The sequence below is a fragment of the Pseudarthrobacter sp. MDT1-56 genome, assembly GCF_059383555.1.
On record NZ_JBWZCK010000007.1, the window covers coordinates 95,468 to 111,564 of the forward strand.

Genomic DNA, 16,097 nt, shown 5'->3' on the forward strand with positions numbered 1-16,097 from the left:
GGCGGCGGGGCCGGTGGATAATCCACCGGCCCCGCCCCTTGATTCAGCTCAGACTACTCTGCGGTCTCCAGTGAGACTTCAGCGTTGTCGGCTTCCTCGGAGCCTGCCTCGTCAGCCACAACGGGTGACAGGGAGAGCTTGCCGCGGTCATCGATCTTGGTGATTTCCACCTGGATCTTCTGGCCGACGGAGACGACGTCATCGACGTTGTCCACGCGTTTGCCGCCGGCGATCTTGCGCAGCTCTGAGATGTGCAGCAGACCGTCCTTGCCCGGAGTCAGGGAAACGAAGGCGCCGAAGGTCGTGGTCTTGACGACCGTGCCCAGGTAGCGCTCACCGATTTCCGGGATCTGCGGGTTGGCGATGGCGTTGATCGCGGACCGTGCTGCGTCGGCAGACGGGCCGTTCGTGGCGCCGATGTAGACAGTTCCGTCGTCCTCGATCGAGATGTCGGCTCCGGTGTCTTCCTGGATCTGGTTGATCATCTTGCCCTTCGGGCCGATGACCTCGCCGATCTTGTCTACCGGGATCTTGACCGCGATGACGCGCGGAGCGAACTCGGAGAGCTCGTCCGGGGTGTCGATCGCAGAGTTCAGGACGTCCAGGATGTGCAGGCGGGCTTCGCGGGCCTGCTTCAGGGCGGCTGCCAGGACGGAGGCCGGGATGCCGTCGAGCTTCGTGTCCAGCTGGATGGCCGTGACGAACTCGGAGGTACCGGCGACCTTGAAGTCCATGTCGCCGAAGGCATCTTCGGCGCCGAGGATATCGGTCAGGGCGGCGTAGCGGGTCTGGCCGTCGACCTGGTCGGAGACCAGGCCCATGGCGATACCGGCAACAGCGGCCTTCAGCGGCACACCTGCGTTGAGTAGGGACAGCGTGGAGGCGCAGACGGAACCCATCGACGTCGAACCGTTGGAGCTGAGAGCCTCAGACACCTGACGGATGGCGTAGGGGAATTCCTCGCGGGACGGCAGCACCGGCATGATGGCGCGCTCTGCGAGGGCACCGTGGCCGATTTCGCGGCGCTTCGGGGAACCGACGCGGCCGGTCTCGCCGGTGGAGTACGGCGGGAAGTTGTAGTTGTGCATGTAGCGCTTGCGCGTCACGGGAGACAGCGAGTCGATCTGCTGTTCCATCTTGAGCATGTTCAGCGTGGTGACACCCATGATCTGGGTCTCGCCGCGCTCGAAGATGGCCGAGCCGTGGACGCGGGGGAGAACCTCAACCTCGGCGGTGAGCTGGCGGATGTCCGTCAGGCCACGGCCGTCGATGCGGATCTGGTCCTTGAGGATGCGCTGGCGCACAACCTGCTTGGTGACGGAGCGGAAGGCTGCTGACAGCTCCTTTTCGCGGCCTTCGAACTGGCCGGCGAGGGAAGAGGTCACCTCGTCCTTGAGCTCGTCGGAGGCGGTGTCGCGTTCCTGCTTGTCGGCGATCTGGAAGACAGCGGCCAGCTTCTCGGCGGCAGCGGACTCAACAGCGGCGTAAACGTCGTCCTGGTAGTCCAGGAAGACCGGGAACTCGACGGTCGGCTTGGCGGCGCGGGCCGCCAGGTCGGACTGTGCTTCGCAGAGGGCCTTGATGAACGGCTTGGCAGCCTCGAGTCCTTCGGAAACAACCTCTTCGGTCGGGGCGGTGGCGCCCTGTTCCTTGATCAGGTTCCAGGAGTTGTCGGTGGCTTCGGCTTCAACCATCATGATGGCGACGTCATCGCCTGCAACCCGGCCGGCAACGACCATGTTGAAGACGGCGTTCTCCAGCTGGGAGTGCTTCGGGAACGCAACCCACTGCGAGCCGTGCTCGTCGGCGATGAGGGCAACGCGGACGCCGCCGATCGGGCCGGAGAAGGGCAGGCCGGAGAGCTGGGTGGACATTGAGGAAGCGTTGATCGCGACCACGTCGTAGAGCTCGTCCGGGTTGATGGACAGCACGGTGACGACGATCTGCACCTCGTTGCGCAGGCCCTTGACGAAGGCGGGGCGCAGCGGGCGGTCCATCAGGCGGCAGGCCAGGATGGCTTCCGTGGAGGGACGGCCTTCGCGGCGGAAGAACGAGCCCGGGATGCGGCCGGCGGCGTACATACGCTCTTCGACGTCGACGGTCAGCGGGAAGAAGTCGAAACCTTCACGCGGGTGCTTGCCGGCGGTGGTGGCGGACAGCAGCGCGGTCTCTTCGTCGATGTAGACCATCGCTGCGCCGGCTGCCTGCTTGGCAAGGCGGCCGGTTTCAAAGCGGATTACACGCTTGCCGAAGCGGCCATTGTCAATGACTGCTTCTGAGAACTGGATTTCGGGACCCTCCATAGAGAGTCACCTCCGTTTCATGGTTCACGGAGCCCAGCCGCATCAACCCAGGCCAGCATCTGTCGGCTGGCCTGCACTGCACCCGGTCATCGATCGAGATCCACGGGCTAAGGCTTCATCCCTTGAAGCCGTTCCCGGAGATCACTACCGAAGACCGCGAATGCGTGATGCGGTTGATCCTCCTGTTGAGTTTTTGTTTGAAGAAGGCGGCCCTTTCCGGTCCGGAAGGGGCCGCCCCTTAAAGCTGACTAGCGGCGCAGGCCGAGGCGCTCGATGAGCTTACGGTAGCGGGTGATGTCAGTGTTCTTGAGGTAGGTCAGCATGCGCTTGCGACGACCAACCATGGCCAGCAGACCGCGCTGGGTGTGGTAATCGTGCTTGTGCACCTTCATGTGCTCAGTGAGATCCTTGATCCGCTGAGTCAGGACTGCAACCTGGACCTCCGGCGAACCGGTGTCGCCCTCGGACGTTGCGAAATCCTGGATGATGGACGTCTTTACAGCGGCTTCAAGTGCCACAATAACTCCTAGAGATGTGCCGTGAGGCCCGAATCAGTAACTCACTGCCGGGGGTGCCGCGCCGGAAATTCCCCACCGAAGGGAGGATCGCCCGTACACAACAAGAGCCAGCCGCCACGGACTGCAGCCGGATCCAACGTTTAGTTTACCGGCACGCCGCTAATCTTGTCGAAACGGCTGGTCCTGCTGCCCGGAAGGGCCCTCCGTCAGCCGTTCGTGGATGGCGGCCACTCCGCGGTACAGCTCCGTGAAGGATGTGCTGAGCGGGGACAGGCCGATCCGGATGCCCTGTGGCGCCCGGAAATCCGGAATGACATCCTGTTCCCACAGCGCCGCGGTCATCTTCCGGAACGCCGGGTGGTCCACCGTGATGTGGCTGCCGCGCAGTTCCGGATCCCGCGGCGTCGAGAGTTCAACACCCGCCGGGGCGAGCCAGGCGTCGTGGAGCTCGACGGCGAACGCGGTCAGCAGTCGTGATTTCTCCCGGACGGCGGCCATGCCCACTTCCTCGATCAGGTCCAGGGTGCCGCGCATGGCGAGCATCCCGAAGATCGCGGGGGTGCCGCTAAGGAAGCCGCGGATCCCCGGGGCGGCCTCATAGCCGGGGCCCATCTCGAAGGCGTCCTTACGGCCCATCCAGCCCCAGATCGGCTGTTGCAGTCCCCGCTGGTGCCGGGAGTTGACGTAGGCGAACGCAGGCGACCCTGGTCCCCCATTGAGGTACTTGTAGGTGCAGCCGGCGGCGAAGTCGACGTCGGCCGCGTCCAGGGCGATCTCCACCGATCCGGCGGAATGGCAGAGGTCCCACACCACCAGCGCGCCGGCGTCGTGCACCGCCGCGGTGATGCCCGGCAGGTCCGCGAGGAACCCGGAACGGTAGGCGATCTGGCTCAGGACCACGACGGCGGTGGCCGGGCCGGTGGCGGCCCGCACCTGCTCGACGGTCACGCCGGAGGAGGGATCGGCGTCGATCCAGCGCAGCGTGAGGCCCTCTTCGCGGGCGATGCCCTCGACGAGGTAGCGGTCGGTGGGGAAATTGTCCGTGTCCAGCACGATTTCGGTGCGTGCAGGGTCCGTGACCGCGGCCAGCGCTGCCCGGATCAGCTTGTACAGCACCACCGTGGTGGAGTCGGCGATGATGGTCTGCCCTGCAGCGGCGCCGAGGACGGCGCGGCCCAGCTGGTCGCCAATGGCCTGCGGGAGCTCAAGCCATTCCTCGTCCCAGCCGCGGATCAGCCGGCCGCCCCAGCTGTCCTGGATGAAACTGCTGATGTCCGTGACGGTGCGCTTGAGCGGGCGGCCCAGGGAGTTGCCGTCGAGGTAGGACAGGGCGGTGTCGGTGCCGATGAAGTGATCGCGGTAGGCGGCCAGCGGGTCGGCGGCGTCCAGATCGCGGGCGCGCTGGAGCAGGGCTGTGTCGTTGCCGGGGGCGGCCTGTGCCGCGGGCCCTGCCGTCTCGGGCTGAAGGGCGCTCACTGGCCGATCTCCGTCCGGACGGCGAAGAGCTCCGGGAAGAAGGTCAGTTCCAGCGCTTTCGGCAGGAAGGCCGCGCCGCTGGAGCCGCCCGTGCCGGACTTCATGCCGATGGTGCGCTGCACCGTGCGCAGGTGCCGGAAGCGCCAGAGCTGGAAGTTGTCCTCCAGGTCCACGAGTTCCTCACAGGCCTCGTAGGCGCCCCAGTTGTCCGCGGCGTTCTCGTAGATGTACTTGAAGACCGGGACAAGCTCGGCGCAGAACTCGTGCGCCTGGGTGACGTCCCGCTCCAGTAGCGAGGCGGGAACGTCGAAGCCCTGGCGTTTGAGGTAGGCGAGGAAGTCGTCGTAGATGCTCGGGGATTCGAGGAGCTCCAGCAGCATGGCGTGGGCCTCGGGGTCGGATTCGAACACCGGCAGCATCTTGCGGTTCTTGTTGCCGAGCAGGAACTCCACCGCGCGGTACTGGCTGGACTGGAATCCTGAGGAGTTGCCCAGGAAGCCGCGGAACTGGGAGTACTCGGTGGGTGTGAGGGTGGCCAGCACGGACCACTGCTCGGTGAGGGTTTTCTGGATGTGCTTGACCCGGGCGATGGCCTTCAGCGCCGAGCCGAGGTCGTCGGAGCGGAGCCAGGCGGCGGCGCTGCGGAGTTCGTGCAGGACCAGCTTGAGCCACAGTTCCGTGGTCTGGTGCTGGATGATGAACAGCATCTCGTCGTGGTGCTCCGGGGCGCTGACCGGCTGCTGGGCGCTCAGGAGCGTCGGCAGCTGCAGGTAGGACGCGTAGCTCATCTTTGAGCTGAAGTCCCGGACAATATCCTTGTCCAGCTCCCTGGTGTTTTTCTCGATCGTCACGTTTCTTGCCTTCCTTGCCCAATGGCGGTGCTTCACTGCGCGGACCCGCCGGCGCAACCGCCCTAGCGGTTCAGCGCGCGAACAGAATGTTGTGCGCCTGGACCACGTCCAGGCGCATCTGGTCCACCAACGCTTCAGGGCCACGGTACGCCACCATCCCCCGCAGCCGGGCGACGAATTCCACCACTACTGTCTGGCCGTACAGATCGAAGTCCTCGACAGCCTCTTCCGGGCGGTCGATCACGTGCGCCTCCACCTGCCGGCTGACGCCGTCGAAGGTGGGGTTGGAGCCCACCGAGATGGCCGCCGGCCAGCGCGCACCGGCCTGGTCCACGAGCCAGCCGGCGTAGATGCCGTCCGCCGGGATGTAGCCGCTGGCGTCGGAGGCGAGGTTGGCGGTCGGGAAGCCGAGGTCGCGGCCACGCGCTGCGCCATGGACCACCTCGCCACGCATCCGGTGCGACCGGCCCAGGACGGCGGCGGCAGTGGCGACGTCGCCCTCGCGCAGTGCCTCGCGCACCCAGGTGGAGGAACAGCGGCGGTCCTTGCCGCCGTCGTCGTGCAAATCGCCGTGCAGCGGGAAACCTTCGGAGCCGAACTCGCTGATGACCAGAACCTCGAACCCGAGCTTCCTGCCGAGTTCCTGCATGGTGTCCAGGTCGCCGGAGTTACCCCGGCCGAACCGGGCGTCGTGGCCGATCACGACGTGGCTGGCTTTGAGGCTGCCGACGAGGACGTTGGCGACGAATTCTTCGGGCGTGAGGCTGGCAAGTTCGAGCGAGTACTTCATGACGAGCACCGCGTCGAGGCCCAGTTCGCCGAGCGCGACCAGCTTGTCCTCCAGGCCCATGATCAGTTCCGGGGCGGATTCGGGCCGGTGGACCTGCGCCGGATGCGGGTCGAAGGTGATGGCGACGGCCCGGGCGTGGTTCAGGCGGGCGATGCGGATGAGCTGCGAGAGCACCTGCTGGTGGCCGCGGTGCACACCGTCGAAGTTGCCGAAGGTAACGACGGAAGGACCGAAGTCCGCCGGGACTTCGGACGGATCGTTCCAGATGTGGACCATCAACCTCGCCTTTTGCTGCCTGCCATGTGTGCCTCCGGAGAATCCTGCCTGCTCCGGAACCCTTTTAGATTACCCGCAAACGCGGCCAGGCTCCGACGGCGCTGCCCCGCCCCGGGCGGCGTCCTTTCGCGTTCACGACGCCCGGACTACGATGCAAGGGCAAACAGTCCGGCGGCGCCTGCGCGGCGCCGTTTCCAGCGAGGCCCGCACTGACCTGCGGCTGAAGGAGTACCCCATGACCGAGCTCCACGACATCCTGCGGCAGATCCCGGTAGACCAGATTGCCGGCCTCCTCGGCACGGACCGGCAGACTGCCCAGGCCGCAGTGGAGGCCGCCGTGCCCACGCTGCTGGCCGGCATGCAGAACAATGCGCAAGCCTCCGACGGCGCAGCCTCGCTGGAGTCAGCGCTCGGCCAGCACCAGGACGGGCTGCTGGAGGGCGGGGTGGATGTCTCGCAGGTCGACACCGCGGACGGCGAAAAGATCGTGAGCCACGTCTTCGGCGGGCAGCAGGACCAGGTCGCCAGCCAGCTGGCCGGCACGTCACAACTCGGCGGCGTGGGTGGGGACCTGATCAAGAAGCTGCTGCCGATCCTGGCCCCGATCGTGATGTCCTACCTTGCCAACAAGGTCCTCGGGGGCCGCGGTCAGTCCTCCGGAGCCGGCGGAGCCGGCGGCGCGGGTGGCATTGACCTCGGTGGAATTCTGGGCGGAATTCTCGGCGGCGCTGGTGGCGCTGCCGCCGGTGGCGCCGGCGGGACGGGCGGACTCGGTGATCTGCTGGGCGGGCTGCTCGGCGGCGGCCAGCCGTCGTCCCCGGCAGCCGTGCCTGATGCCGGGCGGGACTCTTCGTCGGAGCCGCAGGCCTACCCGCAGGGCCAGCCCAGCGGCGGCGCCCCGCGCCCCGGTGAGGTGATCGACGTCGACCTTCCGGAGAGCCAGCCGGTGGAGAAGAAAAACGAGGACGGCGGGCTCGGCGGAATCCTGGGCGGGCTGTTCGGGAAGAAGTAGGCCACAGGCCAGGCCGGGTCGCGCCCGCTTGGGCGCGGCTCCGGGTGGCGGTTGTCGGTGGTTGCCGGGCCGGCGTCGGCTGTTCACTGGCGCCGGCTCCGGGGGCTGGTGGAACGCCACGCCCGCCGGCGGCGACACCGCGGGGCTCCCCCAGCAAACCGTGGCCATCCGACGGCGGCACGGTAGTTCCGCCAGTGCAGCAGCACGGCGGCCAGGATCAAGGGGACGTGGATCCCCGGGAGGTTCCTTGCGAACCACCGTGGCAGATAGATGTCGGTGACAGAGCCCGTCTCGTCGCCCAGGTCCTTGGCCACGGCGGTGAGCGGGCAGTGAAAGCCGTTGGCGGCAAAGACCAGGGTCTCGGCGGTGACGACACCGGCGGCAAGGCCCACCCGCCGGTCGGTGCGGCCGCGGATACCGGCGTACAGGACGTAGACCATGCAGGCCTCGATCGTGAACCAGGCAAAGGTGTGGAATGCTTTCACAGCCCTCAGCAGGGACGCACGCTCGGCCGCCTGCAACTCCCGTGGGGCCTTGAGTCCAGCCATGCCTCCAGCGTAGCCGCGGTCCGTCGCCGTCCGGTCAGAGGCTTTCGGCCCGCCCGGACCCGGCGCCCGTGGCGGAGAGCTCCGCGAGCCAGGCGTCGAGCTGGCGGGGATGCTGGAACAGGACCGCGGGCGGCATCGCAGGATCCGAGTGGAGGCTGCGCATCACCTGCCGTTTCCGTGTGAACGACCGGAAATGCCACCGGATGATCGAGTCGTGGGCGAAGAGCCTGGCAAAGGTCTCACGGTTCCCGTTACAGACAGGTTCCCGGGTCAAAGCCCGCCGCAAGGAGCGGCGCACCAGCCGGGCCAGCGAGAGCCAGCGCGGATAGTCCAGGCCTACGACGAGCTCCGCCCGAGGCAATACAACGTCCCGCCACACCCCGTAGGCACTATCCAGCACCCAGCGGTCCTGGGCTGCAATCGCGGCCGCGAGGTCCCGCTGCTCCTCGACCGTACGCTGCTGCCACCCGGGCAGCCAGCCAATGTCATGGTCCGCCGAGAACTCTGGCAACCCGGTGGCCTGGGCGTAGGCCCGGGCGGCAGAGGACTTGCCGCTGCCGGTCACCCCGTAGAAGAGGACCCGGGCGGGCGCAGACGGACTTAGTTTCGGCGATGCAGGGCCCCCACCCGGCCCCGGGATCATGAATGGCTTCCGGTACACGCCGGCCGAGTCTGTTGCGTTCATGGATACTCCCCCTTGATACGGCTCCGTCCATGTTCGGCCCCTGTTGAGCGTCGGCGCTACGCTAGCACCTCACGCCCGGGCCGCGGGGTGTGCCGGTGTGCCGGTGTGCGACACTGATCCGATGTCGAAGTTCATCGTCCTTGATCTCCGATGACGCGACCATCTGTTTCCTGCAGGACATTCTCGTGGACCCGGCGTTCCAGAAATCAGGTGCCGGGCGCGGGCTGCTGGAAGCTGTGCAGACGCGGTACCAGCACGTCCGGCAGTTCGTATTGATCACCGACAACGAACCCGGGCAGCGTGCCTTCTACGAGGCCCTCGGCTTCACCGAGGGTTCGGATTTCCGACCCGAACCGGTGCGCGTGTTTGCACAGTTCCGCTAGCCGCAAAGCTCAAGGCCTCACTCATCCAAGGCAGAACCCTCAGCCACTTTTTCTGTCTGTGCGCCTGCCAATCAAGAAGCAGCCCCGTCAGCATCTCCCTTCACCTCGGTCACTGCGACTGAGACTGTTACTGCGACGCCCACCGCAACCCCAACCGTCACCACAACGCCGACACCCAGCCTTTCGGCAGCGGTAGAGCCAACGGTGGCTCCTGTGGTTCCGGTGGCTCCTGCCCCTGAGCCAGGCGCACCGAAACTGGCAACATTCACTTTCCCCGACGGTCATATTTTCTTTGAACACCCTGGTAACTGGACCATCAAAACCCAGCAAGGTCCGTACCTTGACTACGTGAATGAAACAGACAAGGCAAAGTCAGTAGAAGCCCACATTTACGATGAAAAAGGCAACAAGGTTTCAGTCATCTCAAGCGCTGGATACGGCGGCGGTGCAGCAGGACCATCATTACTGACAGTTCTGGATACTCAGCCGGTCCCGAACTTCCCGGCCAGGGACGGAGGGACAGTTTTTGCATTCATTGAGTATGAGCATCCTGTTGACCACTCAGTCTTCTAGCGCATGGGCAACATGGGCGCAGCGCATGTCACTAACGGCGAAGGTACTTCCGGTAGCTATGTCCGAATTGTAGGAAATGGTGCATCCGAAGCATCTGTTGAACTTGGCAGCCCTGCCTTCAACTCCCTGGAGAGTGCAAAAGCATGGATGAAAACCCAGCAATACAGCCAGCTCAAAGCAATGCTGGCCAGTATGCGCTACGTCTAGCCAGTGGTTTCCATCGGCTTGGCGTTGAGGGTTGGGGGATGTGTCCAAAAGGGTGAAAGGGTGCTCTGTTGGGGACGGGTTGCAGCCCGTCCAAAGTTGGGGGAGATATAAAAATGGTCATTCTTGCTGTAGCCGCGTGGCTCTTGACTGGCTTGATCGCAATTCTTGGTGTGAGTTCTGGTGCCACCATTTGGTTCTATATGGAGCCGGTGGTCGATACGGTGCCTGATCCGGCAAGCTACTTTGTCGCCACCGCTGTCGGCTTCCTGGCGCTGTTCCTTAGCCTGGTTGTAAGTGTCGGAGTGACTGTCCATGCAGCCCGTTGCAACGCAACCCGAAAAGCCTGATCCAGCTGACTTCCAACATGGATCGGAAGGATTCGTCGAGTCACGATTTCCACGGTGCAGCCGTGCCGCCTCGACAGTTGGGGCTTAGGGCCACGGCTGGCCCCGCGGAGTCACACTAAGGGCGGCACGGGCAGTGCCGTGGGAAACTGGGGGCATGGACAGCCCCGTTGCCCCGACCTCCAGCCCGGCCCTCCCCCACAACGCACGGCCCAACGAAGAACAGCCCCCCGCCGCAGAAACCCACGAGCTTCCCATCGAGCTGCGCCGCCCCCACGGACCCCGTGATCCCGGTGACGCCTGGGTGGAAGGTGACCGCGGACGATTCTGGGGGCGCTTTGGCTCGGCGGGTCTCCTCGTCCACGACCCCGCCAAGGGCATCCTGCTCCAGCACCGCGCCTTGTGGAGCGATCAGGGCGGCACCTGGGGACTCCCCGGCGGAGCCCTGCACCAGGGCGAAGAAGCAGTCCACGGCGCTCTGCGCGAGGCCAAGGAAGAAGCTGCTGTCCCGCCGGAGAACGTCCGTGTGCTGTTCACCTCAGTCTTGGACGTCGGCTACTGGACCTACACCACGGTCGCCGTCGAGGTTGTGGACGCGTTCGAACCGGAGATCAGCGACCCGGAAAGCCTGGAACTGCAGTGGGTGCCGGTCGAGCGTGTCGGCGACAAGGAATTGCATCCCGGCTTCGGAGCCGCCTGGCCGGGCCTTCGCAGCAGACTTTTGGGGCTCGACGCCGGGACGGACTGAGCCCACGACGCGGCGGACGCGGAAGCTGGGGACGGCGGGCATTCCGCATTGGAACGGTCCGTCCTAGGGTTCGGGTATGAGCGAAAATCACACCCCACCTCCTGTCCGGCAGCTGCGTCTCGTCGTCGAGGCGGAGGACTACGACGCCGCCCTGACCTTCTACCGCGACGTCCTGGGCCTCGTGGAACGTGAGGTCGTCCCGAGCGAGGGCGAAGCACGCATCACGATCCTGGAAGCTGGCCGCGCCACCCTGGAGCTCTCCAACCCGGCGCAGGTCCGGTACATCGATCAGGTGGAAGCCGACGGTCAGCCGAGCGCCAGGATCCGGGTCGCCTTCGAGGTTAACGACGCGGAAACGGCCACGCGGGACCTCGTGAAGGCCGGCGGCACCCTCATCGCGGAACCACGGCAAACACCGTGGCGGTCCGTGAACTCCCGGCTGAACGGCCCGGCCGGGCTCCAACTCACCCTGTTCCAGGAGCTGGACCAGCCCGCGGACTAGGAGCCTCAGGCCTGCATCGGCGCGGGACGACGGCGGTACAGCCAGATGAGGCCCAGGATCGGCAGCAGCAGCGGAATAAACGCATAACCGCGGCCAAACAGGGACCAGACGGTCTCATGCGGGAAGTTGACCGAGTCGAACATGCTCAGCGCGCCGACCACCAGCACACCCACCAGTTCCACGAGGACCGCCGCAACGGAGACCTTGAACCAGGTTCGGCCGGATTTCGCGAGCGACACCGTCGCCACCAGGTAGACGACGGCGGCGAATGCCGAGAGCAGATACGCCAGGGGAGCTTCGGAGAACTTGGTAAGGATCTGGAATCCTGCCCGGGCCGTTGCGGAAATCGCGAACACGGCGTAGACGGCGATCAGCAGCCGGCCGGGGCCGGTGTTACGCGTGTCTTTCGCCGACGGGGCCGCCGCCGTGGCCGTCGCCGGGCCGGCAGGTGCCGGTGTCGTTCCGATGTCCTCGTGCGAAGGTTTCGCGGTCACGTTGTCTGCCTCTTCCACGTCAGTACCAAATCTGATTCATTCGTGCCGCCATCACCAGGGCGGTGACGCCGACGGCGGCCAGCACGAAGTTGCTCCAGCGGGTGCGTTCCAGGATGGCCCAGTACACCGCGCCCACCGGCAGCAGGAGGGCCGTCAGCAGGTAACCCCAGAACTCCCACGGCTCCCCGGCGATCTGTTCCCCGCCCGCGACCCGGACGATCGAACCGACCAGATAGACCAGCAGGGACAGTTCGACGGCGGCCACCGAAAGGATCGTCGTGTCGTTCGGGGCCTTCTTGAGGATGCCGGCGACCAGGCAGATGACGGTGGAGACCAGGCCGACGACAAGGGTGATGTAGAAATACGCGTCCACTACTGTCCGGCCTGCTGTTCCGCCGTCGGCTGCTTGGGCGCATGTTTCTCATTGTCCGGCGCGAACACCAGCACTGGTTTCGCGTAGCTCCCCTTGTCAGCGAGCAGGGCCACGAGGGTCCCGTCCGGGGCGAAGCCGGCGGCCGGATTCTCCGGCGTGGCTGCACCCGCTGTGCCGGCGGACGACCCCGCAGCGATCCTGCGGCCGAAGGAAATCTCGGTGGTTTCCTCGTCGCTGAGTTCACGGTTGGGCATGAGTGCCCGGGCGGCCTGGGACATTTCCAGCACGTCCAGCTCTTCGGCGAGCTGTTCCAGGGTGTGGGCTTGGTCCAGCGTGTAGGGGCCCACCTGAGTGCGGCGCAGCGCCGTCAGGTGACCGCCGACGCCGAGCGCCTCGCCCAGGTCGCGGGCAAGGGCCCGGATGTAGGTCCCGGAGGAGCATTCCACGGTCACGTCCACGTCCAGCGCGTCGCCGTCGCGCACCGGCCGGAGCCCGTGGACCTCGAAGCGGTGGATGGTGACCGGACGCGCGGCCAGCTTGACCTCTTCGCCGGAGCGGACCCGGGCGTAGGCCCGCTCCCCGTTGACCTTGATGGCGCTGACGCTGCTGGGAACCTGCTGGATCTCACCGGTCAGGGCGGCGACGCCGGCCCGGACGGCTTCCTCGGTGACCGCGGCGGCGCTGTGCGTCGCAGTGACCTCGCCCTCGGCGTCGTCCGTCACGGTTGATTCGCCGAGCCGGATGGTGGCCGTATACGTCTTGGAGGTGCCCACAATGTAGGTGAGCAGCCGGGTGGCCTTGTTGATGCCGACCACCAAAACGCCCGTGGCCATCGGATCCAGGGTTCCGGCGTGGCCCACCTTTCGGGTACCGGCGAGCCGCCGCATCCGTCCAACCACATCGTGGCTGGTCCAGCCTTGCGGCTTGTCCACTATTACCAGTCCAGAAAGCACGCTCCCCAGTATATCTGCGCCCGCTAGGATGGCAGACATGCCCGAGCTTGCCGCCCACGTCCGCGACGTCCCCATCAACCAGATCCGCGAAATCACTGAAGCCGCCTGGGTAACCCCCGGCGCGATCGTGTTGAGCATCGGCGAACCGGGGTTCGCCGTCCCCCGCCATATCCTCGAAGCCGGGATGGCGTGCCTGGACCGCGACGAAACGAACTACACCCCGAACGCCGGCATTCCGGCCCTGCGCGAGGCGTTCGCGGCCAGGTTCCGGGAACACAATGCGACGCCGGTCGGGGCGGACCGCGTCTATGTCGTCGACGGCGCCCAGCAGGGCCTGCACTTCGCGATGAGCCTGCTGCTCTCCCCCGGTGATGAAATCCTGATCCCCAATCCGGGCTACCCGACCTTCGCCATGACCAGCAGCCTGCTGCACGCTGTCCCGGTGCAGTACCCGCTGTATCCCGAGCATGACTTCCAGCCCCGGATCGCGGACATCGAGGAGCTCATCACACCGCGGACCAAGGTGCTGATCCTCAATTCGCCGTCCAATCCGCTGGGCGCCGTCCTGGGCGAGGAGCTCACCCGCAGCCTCGTGGCGATGGCCGTCCGGCACGATCTGTGGATCATTTCCGACGAATGCTATGAGGCGTTCACGTATGACGTCCCGCATGTGAGCCCTGCCCGATTCGACACCGACGTCCCGGGCGAGGCCCGTGTCTTCACCTCGCTCACGCTGTCCAAGACCTACGGCCTGACCGGGCTGCGGATCGGCGCACTGATCTGCCCGCCCGGCCTGGAACAGAAGATGAACAACGTGATGGAGTCGATCGTCTCCTGTGTCGCCTCGCCCTCGCAGTACGCGGCCCTGGCTGCGCTGACGGGCCCGCAGGACTATGTCAGCCACGCCCACGCGCACTACCGGGCCAACCGCGACGCCGCCTCGGCCGTGCTGGCGTCCAAAGGGATCCCGTTCCTCACCGCGCAGGGGGCCTTCTACCTCTGGGCGGATGTGTCCCACGTCAGCGGCGGGGACGTGCGGTCCTGGGTCCGCCGCTTCCTGGCCGATTCCGGGGTGTCCTTTGCCCCCGGCACCGCGTTCGGCTCGATCGGTGAGGGCTGGATCCGGATTGCGCTCTGCAGCAGCCAGGCTGATCTGGTCGAAGGCCTCGGACGGCTCCCGGCCCGGCCCACAGCTGAAGGCTGACAGCCCGGCCACTGGGTCTCTGTCCCCTACCGCCACGGCACCGCAGCGCCTAACCTGAGCCCAGCACGCAGTCATCGCGTGCGTCGCGGGGCGTACCGTTCCGGGGCTGGCGTGTCGGGGTTCGTCAGGGAGGTTCTTATGTGGTGGCAGGACTTGTTATGGGGCATCTGGAACGGGCTCACGGCGTGGATTGTGTTGATCGTCCACGTCTTCGGACAGTGGAGTGAGTTCCCGTTTTACAACACGGCCCGCGCCGGAAACTGGTACGACTTCGGCTTCCTGCTGGGGGTCGGCTCGCCCTTCCTGGGAGGCTTGGGCGCCCGGGGCGCGCGGAGCAGGCGCCGCTGACGGCGCGGCCCCTCGGCACCGCTCACTCCCCTGGGCGGGACCGCCTCACAGCATGATCTCTTCCTCCGGCGACATCTGCGCCGGAGGCATGTGGGAGAAGGACAGCCTGACGATGAAGTGAGCCCCGGAGCAGTTCTGCGCGATGATCGCCCCCGCCCCACCGGCCAGCTTCACGCCGAATTGGAGCTCGAGGTGTTCCGCGCCGACTTCCTTCAGGACTTCCGCCGCCGCGTTGGCCGCCGGGCGGATGGCGGCGAGGGCGTCCTCCAGCCGCCGCCCGACGTCGGTGATCCCCTGCTCGTTCCGGGAGGGGCGTTCGACGCCGAAGCTGTTATCGGCGGCCTCGACCAGCACCGTCCCGGAACCCACTTCGTAGCGCAGTATCTCGGTCATTGCTTCCTCCATCTCGCCCGTGCGACGGTCACGGTTTGCCCGCCGCGAGGGCGCCGTCCAGCCATTGGCGCAGGGCCGCCGCCGGCGGGGCGCCCGCCTGCCGGGCGACCACTTTGCCGTCCCTGATCAGCAGCATGGTCGGAATGGCCTGGATGTCGAAGCGCCGTGAGAGAGCCGGTGACTTGTCAACGTCGACCTTGACGAGTTTGACCCGGCCGGCCCGCTCCTGGGCCAGCTTGTCCAGCACGGGACTGACCATGCGGCAGGGGCCGCACCAGGCCGCCCAGAAGTCGATCAGGGCGGGCGTTGAGGACTGTTCGGCGATCTCGGCGAAGTCGGCGTCGCCGGCGTCGACAATCCAGGGCAGGTCCGTGCGGCAGTTGCCGCAGCGCGGATGGCCCGCAGCCGCCGTCGGAATCCTGTTGGTCTTCCCGCACTGGGGGCATGTGATCAGGCTCGAGCCCACGGACCGCCGCCTTCCCGAGTCCCCGCAGTCATGGTTCCATGGGACGCCCCCGCGCGGAGCGGGCATAGAGTCCAAAGTCCCCCGGCCAGGCCGTGGCCACCGCTTTCAGTATTCAATGCGGTCCGGGTTGTCGCGCCAGGCCTGGAAGGGAACCTCCGACGCCGGGACGGCCGTTTGCCGGACTGGCATCAGCTCCGGCCGGGTGCCGTCGAAGTATTCATAGAACAGCGCATCGTCGAAGCCGGCGGCGGCGGCCGCGTGACGGTCCGCGGCGAAATAGACCAGGTCGATGCGGGCCCAGAGGGCTGCTGCGAGGCACAGCGGGCACGGTTCGCAGCTGGCATAGAGCACGGCACCGCTGAGATCGAAGGTGGCGGAAGCGGCCGCGGCCGTGCGGATGGCCACCACTTCGGCGTGGGCAGTGGGATCGTTGTCCCGCGTGACCTGGTTGACGCCCTCGTGGGTCCGCCCGTCGGGAGTCACGACCAGCGCCCCGAACGGTCCGCCGCCGGCGTCCACATTGGCAGCGGCGAGCCGGATGGCCTGATCCAGGAAGCGGTTGATGTCCGAAGCTGAGGGTGCCGTGACCATGGTCCGATCATAGCCAGCAACGCCGTGCGCCGTGGAAGAGCCACGGTTGCCGCGCGGGC

Annotated in this window: 22 protein-coding genes; 9 read left to right on the forward strand and 13 right to left on the reverse strand. The window is 66.5% G+C overall.

Features of this window, described 5'->3' with window-relative positions; all coding sequences use genetic code 11:
* Window positions 1-53: 53 nt before the first annotated feature.
* From AC50YC_RS11510 to AC50YC_RS11530, 5 genes are all read right to left on the reverse strand, one after another.
* A complete protein-coding gene (locus AC50YC_RS11510; RefSeq protein ID WP_494953650.1) occupies window positions 54-2,303 on the reverse strand; it encodes a polyribonucleotide nucleotidyltransferase in 2,250 nt (749 codons plus the stop codon).
* Window positions 2,304-2,551: 248 nt separating this feature from the next.
* On the reverse strand, window positions 2,552-2,821 hold the full coding sequence (rpsO, locus tag AC50YC_RS11515; RefSeq protein ID WP_024366600.1) for a 30S ribosomal protein S15: 270 nt from the start codon (window positions 2,819-2,821) through the stop codon (window positions 2,552-2,554).
* Between the two features lie 159 nt (window positions 2,822-2,980).
* Window positions 2,981-4,231 (reverse strand): kynureninase, encoded by a 1,251-nt coding sequence (gene kynU, locus AC50YC_RS11520; protein WP_494953768.1) that lies wholly within the window; start codon window positions 4,229-4,231, stop codon window positions 2,981-2,983.
* A gap of 62 nt (window positions 4,232-4,293) precedes the next feature.
* A complete protein-coding gene (kynA, locus tag AC50YC_RS11525; RefSeq protein WP_494953651.1) occupies window positions 4,294-5,148 on the reverse strand; it encodes a tryptophan 2,3-dioxygenase in 855 nt (284 codons plus the stop codon).
* A 70-nt stretch (window positions 5,149-5,218) separates the two neighbouring features.
* Complete coding sequence (locus AC50YC_RS11530; RefSeq protein WP_494953652.1) at window positions 5,219-6,214, reverse strand: bifunctional riboflavin kinase/FAD synthetase; 996 nt, start codon at window positions 6,212-6,214, stop codon at window positions 5,219-5,221.
* Between the two features lie 235 nt (window positions 6,215-6,449).
* On the opposite strand from AC50YC_RS11530, the gene AC50YC_RS11535 reads away from it, so the two are divergent.
* A complete protein-coding gene (locus AC50YC_RS11535; protein WP_494953653.1) occupies window positions 6,450-7,226 on the forward strand; it encodes a DUF937 domain-containing protein in 777 nt (258 codons plus the stop codon).
* 83 nt (window positions 7,227-7,309) lie between these two features.
* Here the strand turns inward: AC50YC_RS11535 and AC50YC_RS11540 are convergent, their stop codons facing one another.
* Together AC50YC_RS11540 and AC50YC_RS11545 are read right to left on the reverse strand one after the other, a co-directional pair.
* Complete coding sequence (locus tag AC50YC_RS11540; RefSeq protein ID WP_494953654.1) at window positions 7,310-7,774, reverse strand: hypothetical protein; 465 nt, start codon at window positions 7,772-7,774, stop codon at window positions 7,310-7,312.
* A gap of 34 nt (window positions 7,775-7,808) precedes the next feature.
* The gene (locus tag AC50YC_RS11545) at window positions 7,809-8,459 is read right to left on the reverse strand and encodes a P-loop NTPase family protein (RefSeq protein WP_494953655.1); all 651 of its coding nucleotides are present in this window, start codon (window positions 8,457-8,459) and stop codon (window positions 7,809-7,811) included.
* Window positions 8,460-8,599: 140 nt separating this feature from the next.
* Here AC50YC_RS11545 and AC50YC_RS11550 point away from each other — a divergent pair, with 140 nt between their 5' ends.
* The 6 genes from AC50YC_RS11550 (at window position 8,600) to AC50YC_RS11575 (ending at window position 11,216) form a co-directional block, all read left to right on the forward strand.
* Window positions 8,600-8,842 carry a GNAT family N-acetyltransferase gene (locus AC50YC_RS11550; RefSeq protein WP_494953656.1) on the forward strand — a complete coding sequence of 81 codons (243 nt, stop codon included), beginning with the start codon at window positions 8,600-8,602 and terminating at the stop codon, window positions 8,840-8,842.
* A 348-nt stretch (window positions 8,843-9,190) separates the two neighbouring features.
* Window positions 9,191-9,415, forward strand: a complete 225-nt coding sequence (locus AC50YC_RS11555) for a hypothetical protein (protein WP_494953657.1) — start codon at window positions 9,191-9,193, stop codon at window positions 9,413-9,415.
* Window positions 9,416-9,418: 3 nt separating this feature from the next.
* On the forward strand, window positions 9,419-9,622 hold the full coding sequence (locus tag AC50YC_RS11560; RefSeq protein ID WP_494953658.1) for a hypothetical protein: 204 nt from the start codon (window positions 9,419-9,421) through the stop codon (window positions 9,620-9,622).
* Window positions 9,623-9,735: 113 nt separating this feature from the next.
* Window positions 9,736-9,969 (forward strand): hypothetical protein, encoded by a 234-nt coding sequence (locus AC50YC_RS11565; protein WP_494953659.1) that lies wholly within the window; start codon window positions 9,736-9,738, stop codon window positions 9,967-9,969.
* Between the two features lie 154 nt (window positions 9,970-10,123).
* Window positions 10,124-10,714 carry an NUDIX domain-containing protein gene (locus AC50YC_RS11570; RefSeq protein WP_494953660.1) on the forward strand — a complete coding sequence of 197 codons (591 nt, stop codon included), beginning with the start codon at window positions 10,124-10,126 and terminating at the stop codon, window positions 10,712-10,714.
* A gap of 76 nt (window positions 10,715-10,790) precedes the next feature.
* Window positions 10,791-11,216 carry a VOC family protein gene (locus AC50YC_RS11575; RefSeq protein ID WP_494953661.1) on the forward strand — a complete coding sequence of 142 codons (426 nt, stop codon included), beginning with the start codon at window positions 10,791-10,793 and terminating at the stop codon, window positions 11,214-11,216.
* Between the two features lie 5 nt (window positions 11,217-11,221).
* Here the strand turns inward: AC50YC_RS11575 and AC50YC_RS11580 are convergent, their stop codons facing one another.
* From AC50YC_RS11580 to truB, 3 genes are read right to left on the reverse strand one after another with little or no spacing between them, the layout of a single operon-like run.
* Entirely contained in the window at window positions 11,222-11,728 is a 507-nt protein-coding gene (locus AC50YC_RS11580) for a hypothetical protein (protein ID WP_494953662.1), read from the reverse strand.
* A 1-nt stretch (window position 11,729) separates the two neighbouring features.
* Window positions 11,730-12,083: a hypothetical protein gene (locus AC50YC_RS11585; RefSeq protein WP_494953663.1), complete on the reverse strand. Its 354-nt coding sequence runs from the start codon at window positions 12,081-12,083 to the stop codon at window positions 11,730-11,732.
* A complete protein-coding gene (gene truB, locus AC50YC_RS11590; RefSeq protein ID WP_494953664.1) occupies window positions 12,083-13,036 on the reverse strand; it encodes a tRNA pseudouridine(55) synthase TruB in 954 nt (317 codons plus the stop codon). The genes AC50YC_RS11585 and truB overlap by 1 nt, the downstream gene beginning before the upstream one ends.
* 37 nt (window positions 13,037-13,073) lie before the next feature.
* Between truB and AC50YC_RS11595 the strand changes: the two genes are divergently transcribed.
* Window positions 13,074-14,240: a pyridoxal phosphate-dependent aminotransferase gene (locus tag AC50YC_RS11595; protein WP_494953665.1), complete on the forward strand. Its 1,167-nt coding sequence runs from the start codon at window positions 13,074-13,076 to the stop codon at window positions 14,238-14,240.
* Window positions 14,241-14,378: 138 nt separating this feature from the next.
* Window positions 14,379-14,588, forward strand: coding sequence for a hypothetical protein (locus AC50YC_RS11600; RefSeq protein ID WP_354173784.1), 210 nt, complete (start codon window positions 14,379-14,381; stop codon window positions 14,586-14,588).
* A gap of 45 nt (window positions 14,589-14,633) precedes the next feature.
* Here the strand turns inward: AC50YC_RS11600 and AC50YC_RS11605 are convergent, their stop codons facing one another.
* The 3 genes from AC50YC_RS11605 to AC50YC_RS11615 all read right to left on the reverse strand — a co-directional run bounded on the left by AC50YC_RS11605 (window position 14,634) and on the right by AC50YC_RS11615 (window position 16,038).
* The gene (locus AC50YC_RS11605; protein ID WP_494953666.1) at window positions 14,634-14,981 is read right to left on the reverse strand and encodes a CU044_2847 family protein; all 348 of its coding nucleotides are present in this window, start codon (window positions 14,979-14,981) and stop codon (window positions 14,634-14,636) included.
* 28 nt (window positions 14,982-15,009) lie between these two features.
* Entirely contained in the window at window positions 15,010-15,447 is a 438-nt protein-coding gene (gene trxA, locus AC50YC_RS11610; protein WP_494953667.1) for a thioredoxin, read from the reverse strand.
* A 105-nt stretch (window positions 15,448-15,552) separates the two neighbouring features.
* Entirely contained in the window at window positions 15,553-16,038 is a 486-nt protein-coding gene (locus tag AC50YC_RS11615; RefSeq protein WP_494953668.1) for a nucleoside deaminase, read from the reverse strand.
* Window positions 16,039-16,097 lie beyond the last annotated feature (59 nt).

Bases quoted from the DNA above. Each gene is read 5' to 3' on its own strand.
- AC50YC_RS11535 (WP_494953653.1), top strand. From the start codon at position 6,450: ATGACCGAGCTCCACGACATCCTGCGGCAGATCCCGGTAGACCAGATT.
- AC50YC_RS11600 (WP_354173784.1), top strand. From the start codon at position 14,379: ATGTGGTGGCAGGACTTGTTATGGGGCATCTGGAACGGGCTCACGGCG.
- AC50YC_RS11595 (WP_494953665.1), top strand. From the start codon at position 13,074: ATGCCCGAGCTTGCCGCCCACGTCCGCGACGTCCCCATCAACCAGATC.
- AC50YC_RS11510 (WP_494953650.1), bottom strand. From the start codon at position 2,303: ATGGAGGGTCCCGAAATCCAGTTCTCAGAAGCAGTCATTGACAATGGC.
- AC50YC_RS11560 (WP_494953658.1), top strand. From the start codon at position 9,419: ATGGGCAACATGGGCGCAGCGCATGTCACTAACGGCGAAGGTACTTCC.
- AC50YC_RS11540 (WP_494953654.1), bottom strand. From the start codon at position 7,774: ATGGCTGGACTCAAGGCCCCACGGGAGTTGCAGGCGGCCGAGCGTGCG.
- AC50YC_RS11530 (WP_494953652.1), bottom strand. From the start codon at position 6,214: ATGGTCCACATCTGGAACGATCCGTCCGAAGTCCCGGCGGACTTCGGT.
- AC50YC_RS11615 (WP_494953668.1), bottom strand. From the start codon at position 16,038: ATGGTCACGGCACCCTCAGCTTCGGACATCAACCGCTTCCTGGATCAG.
- AC50YC_RS11545 (WP_494953655.1), bottom strand. From the start codon at position 8,459: ATGAACGCAACAGACTCGGCCGGCGTGTACCGGAAGCCATTCATGATC.
- AC50YC_RS11605 (WP_494953666.1), bottom strand. From the start codon at position 14,981: ATGACCGAGATACTGCGCTACGAAGTGGGTTCCGGGACGGTGCTGGTC.
- AC50YC_RS11565 (WP_494953659.1), top strand. From the start codon at position 9,736: ATGGTCATTCTTGCTGTAGCCGCGTGGCTCTTGACTGGCTTGATCGCA.
- AC50YC_RS11575 (WP_494953661.1), top strand. From the start codon at position 10,791: ATGAGCGAAAATCACACCCCACCTCCTGTCCGGCAGCTGCGTCTCGTC.
- AC50YC_RS11570 (WP_494953660.1), top strand. From the start codon at position 10,124: ATGGACAGCCCCGTTGCCCCGACCTCCAGCCCGGCCCTCCCCCACAAC.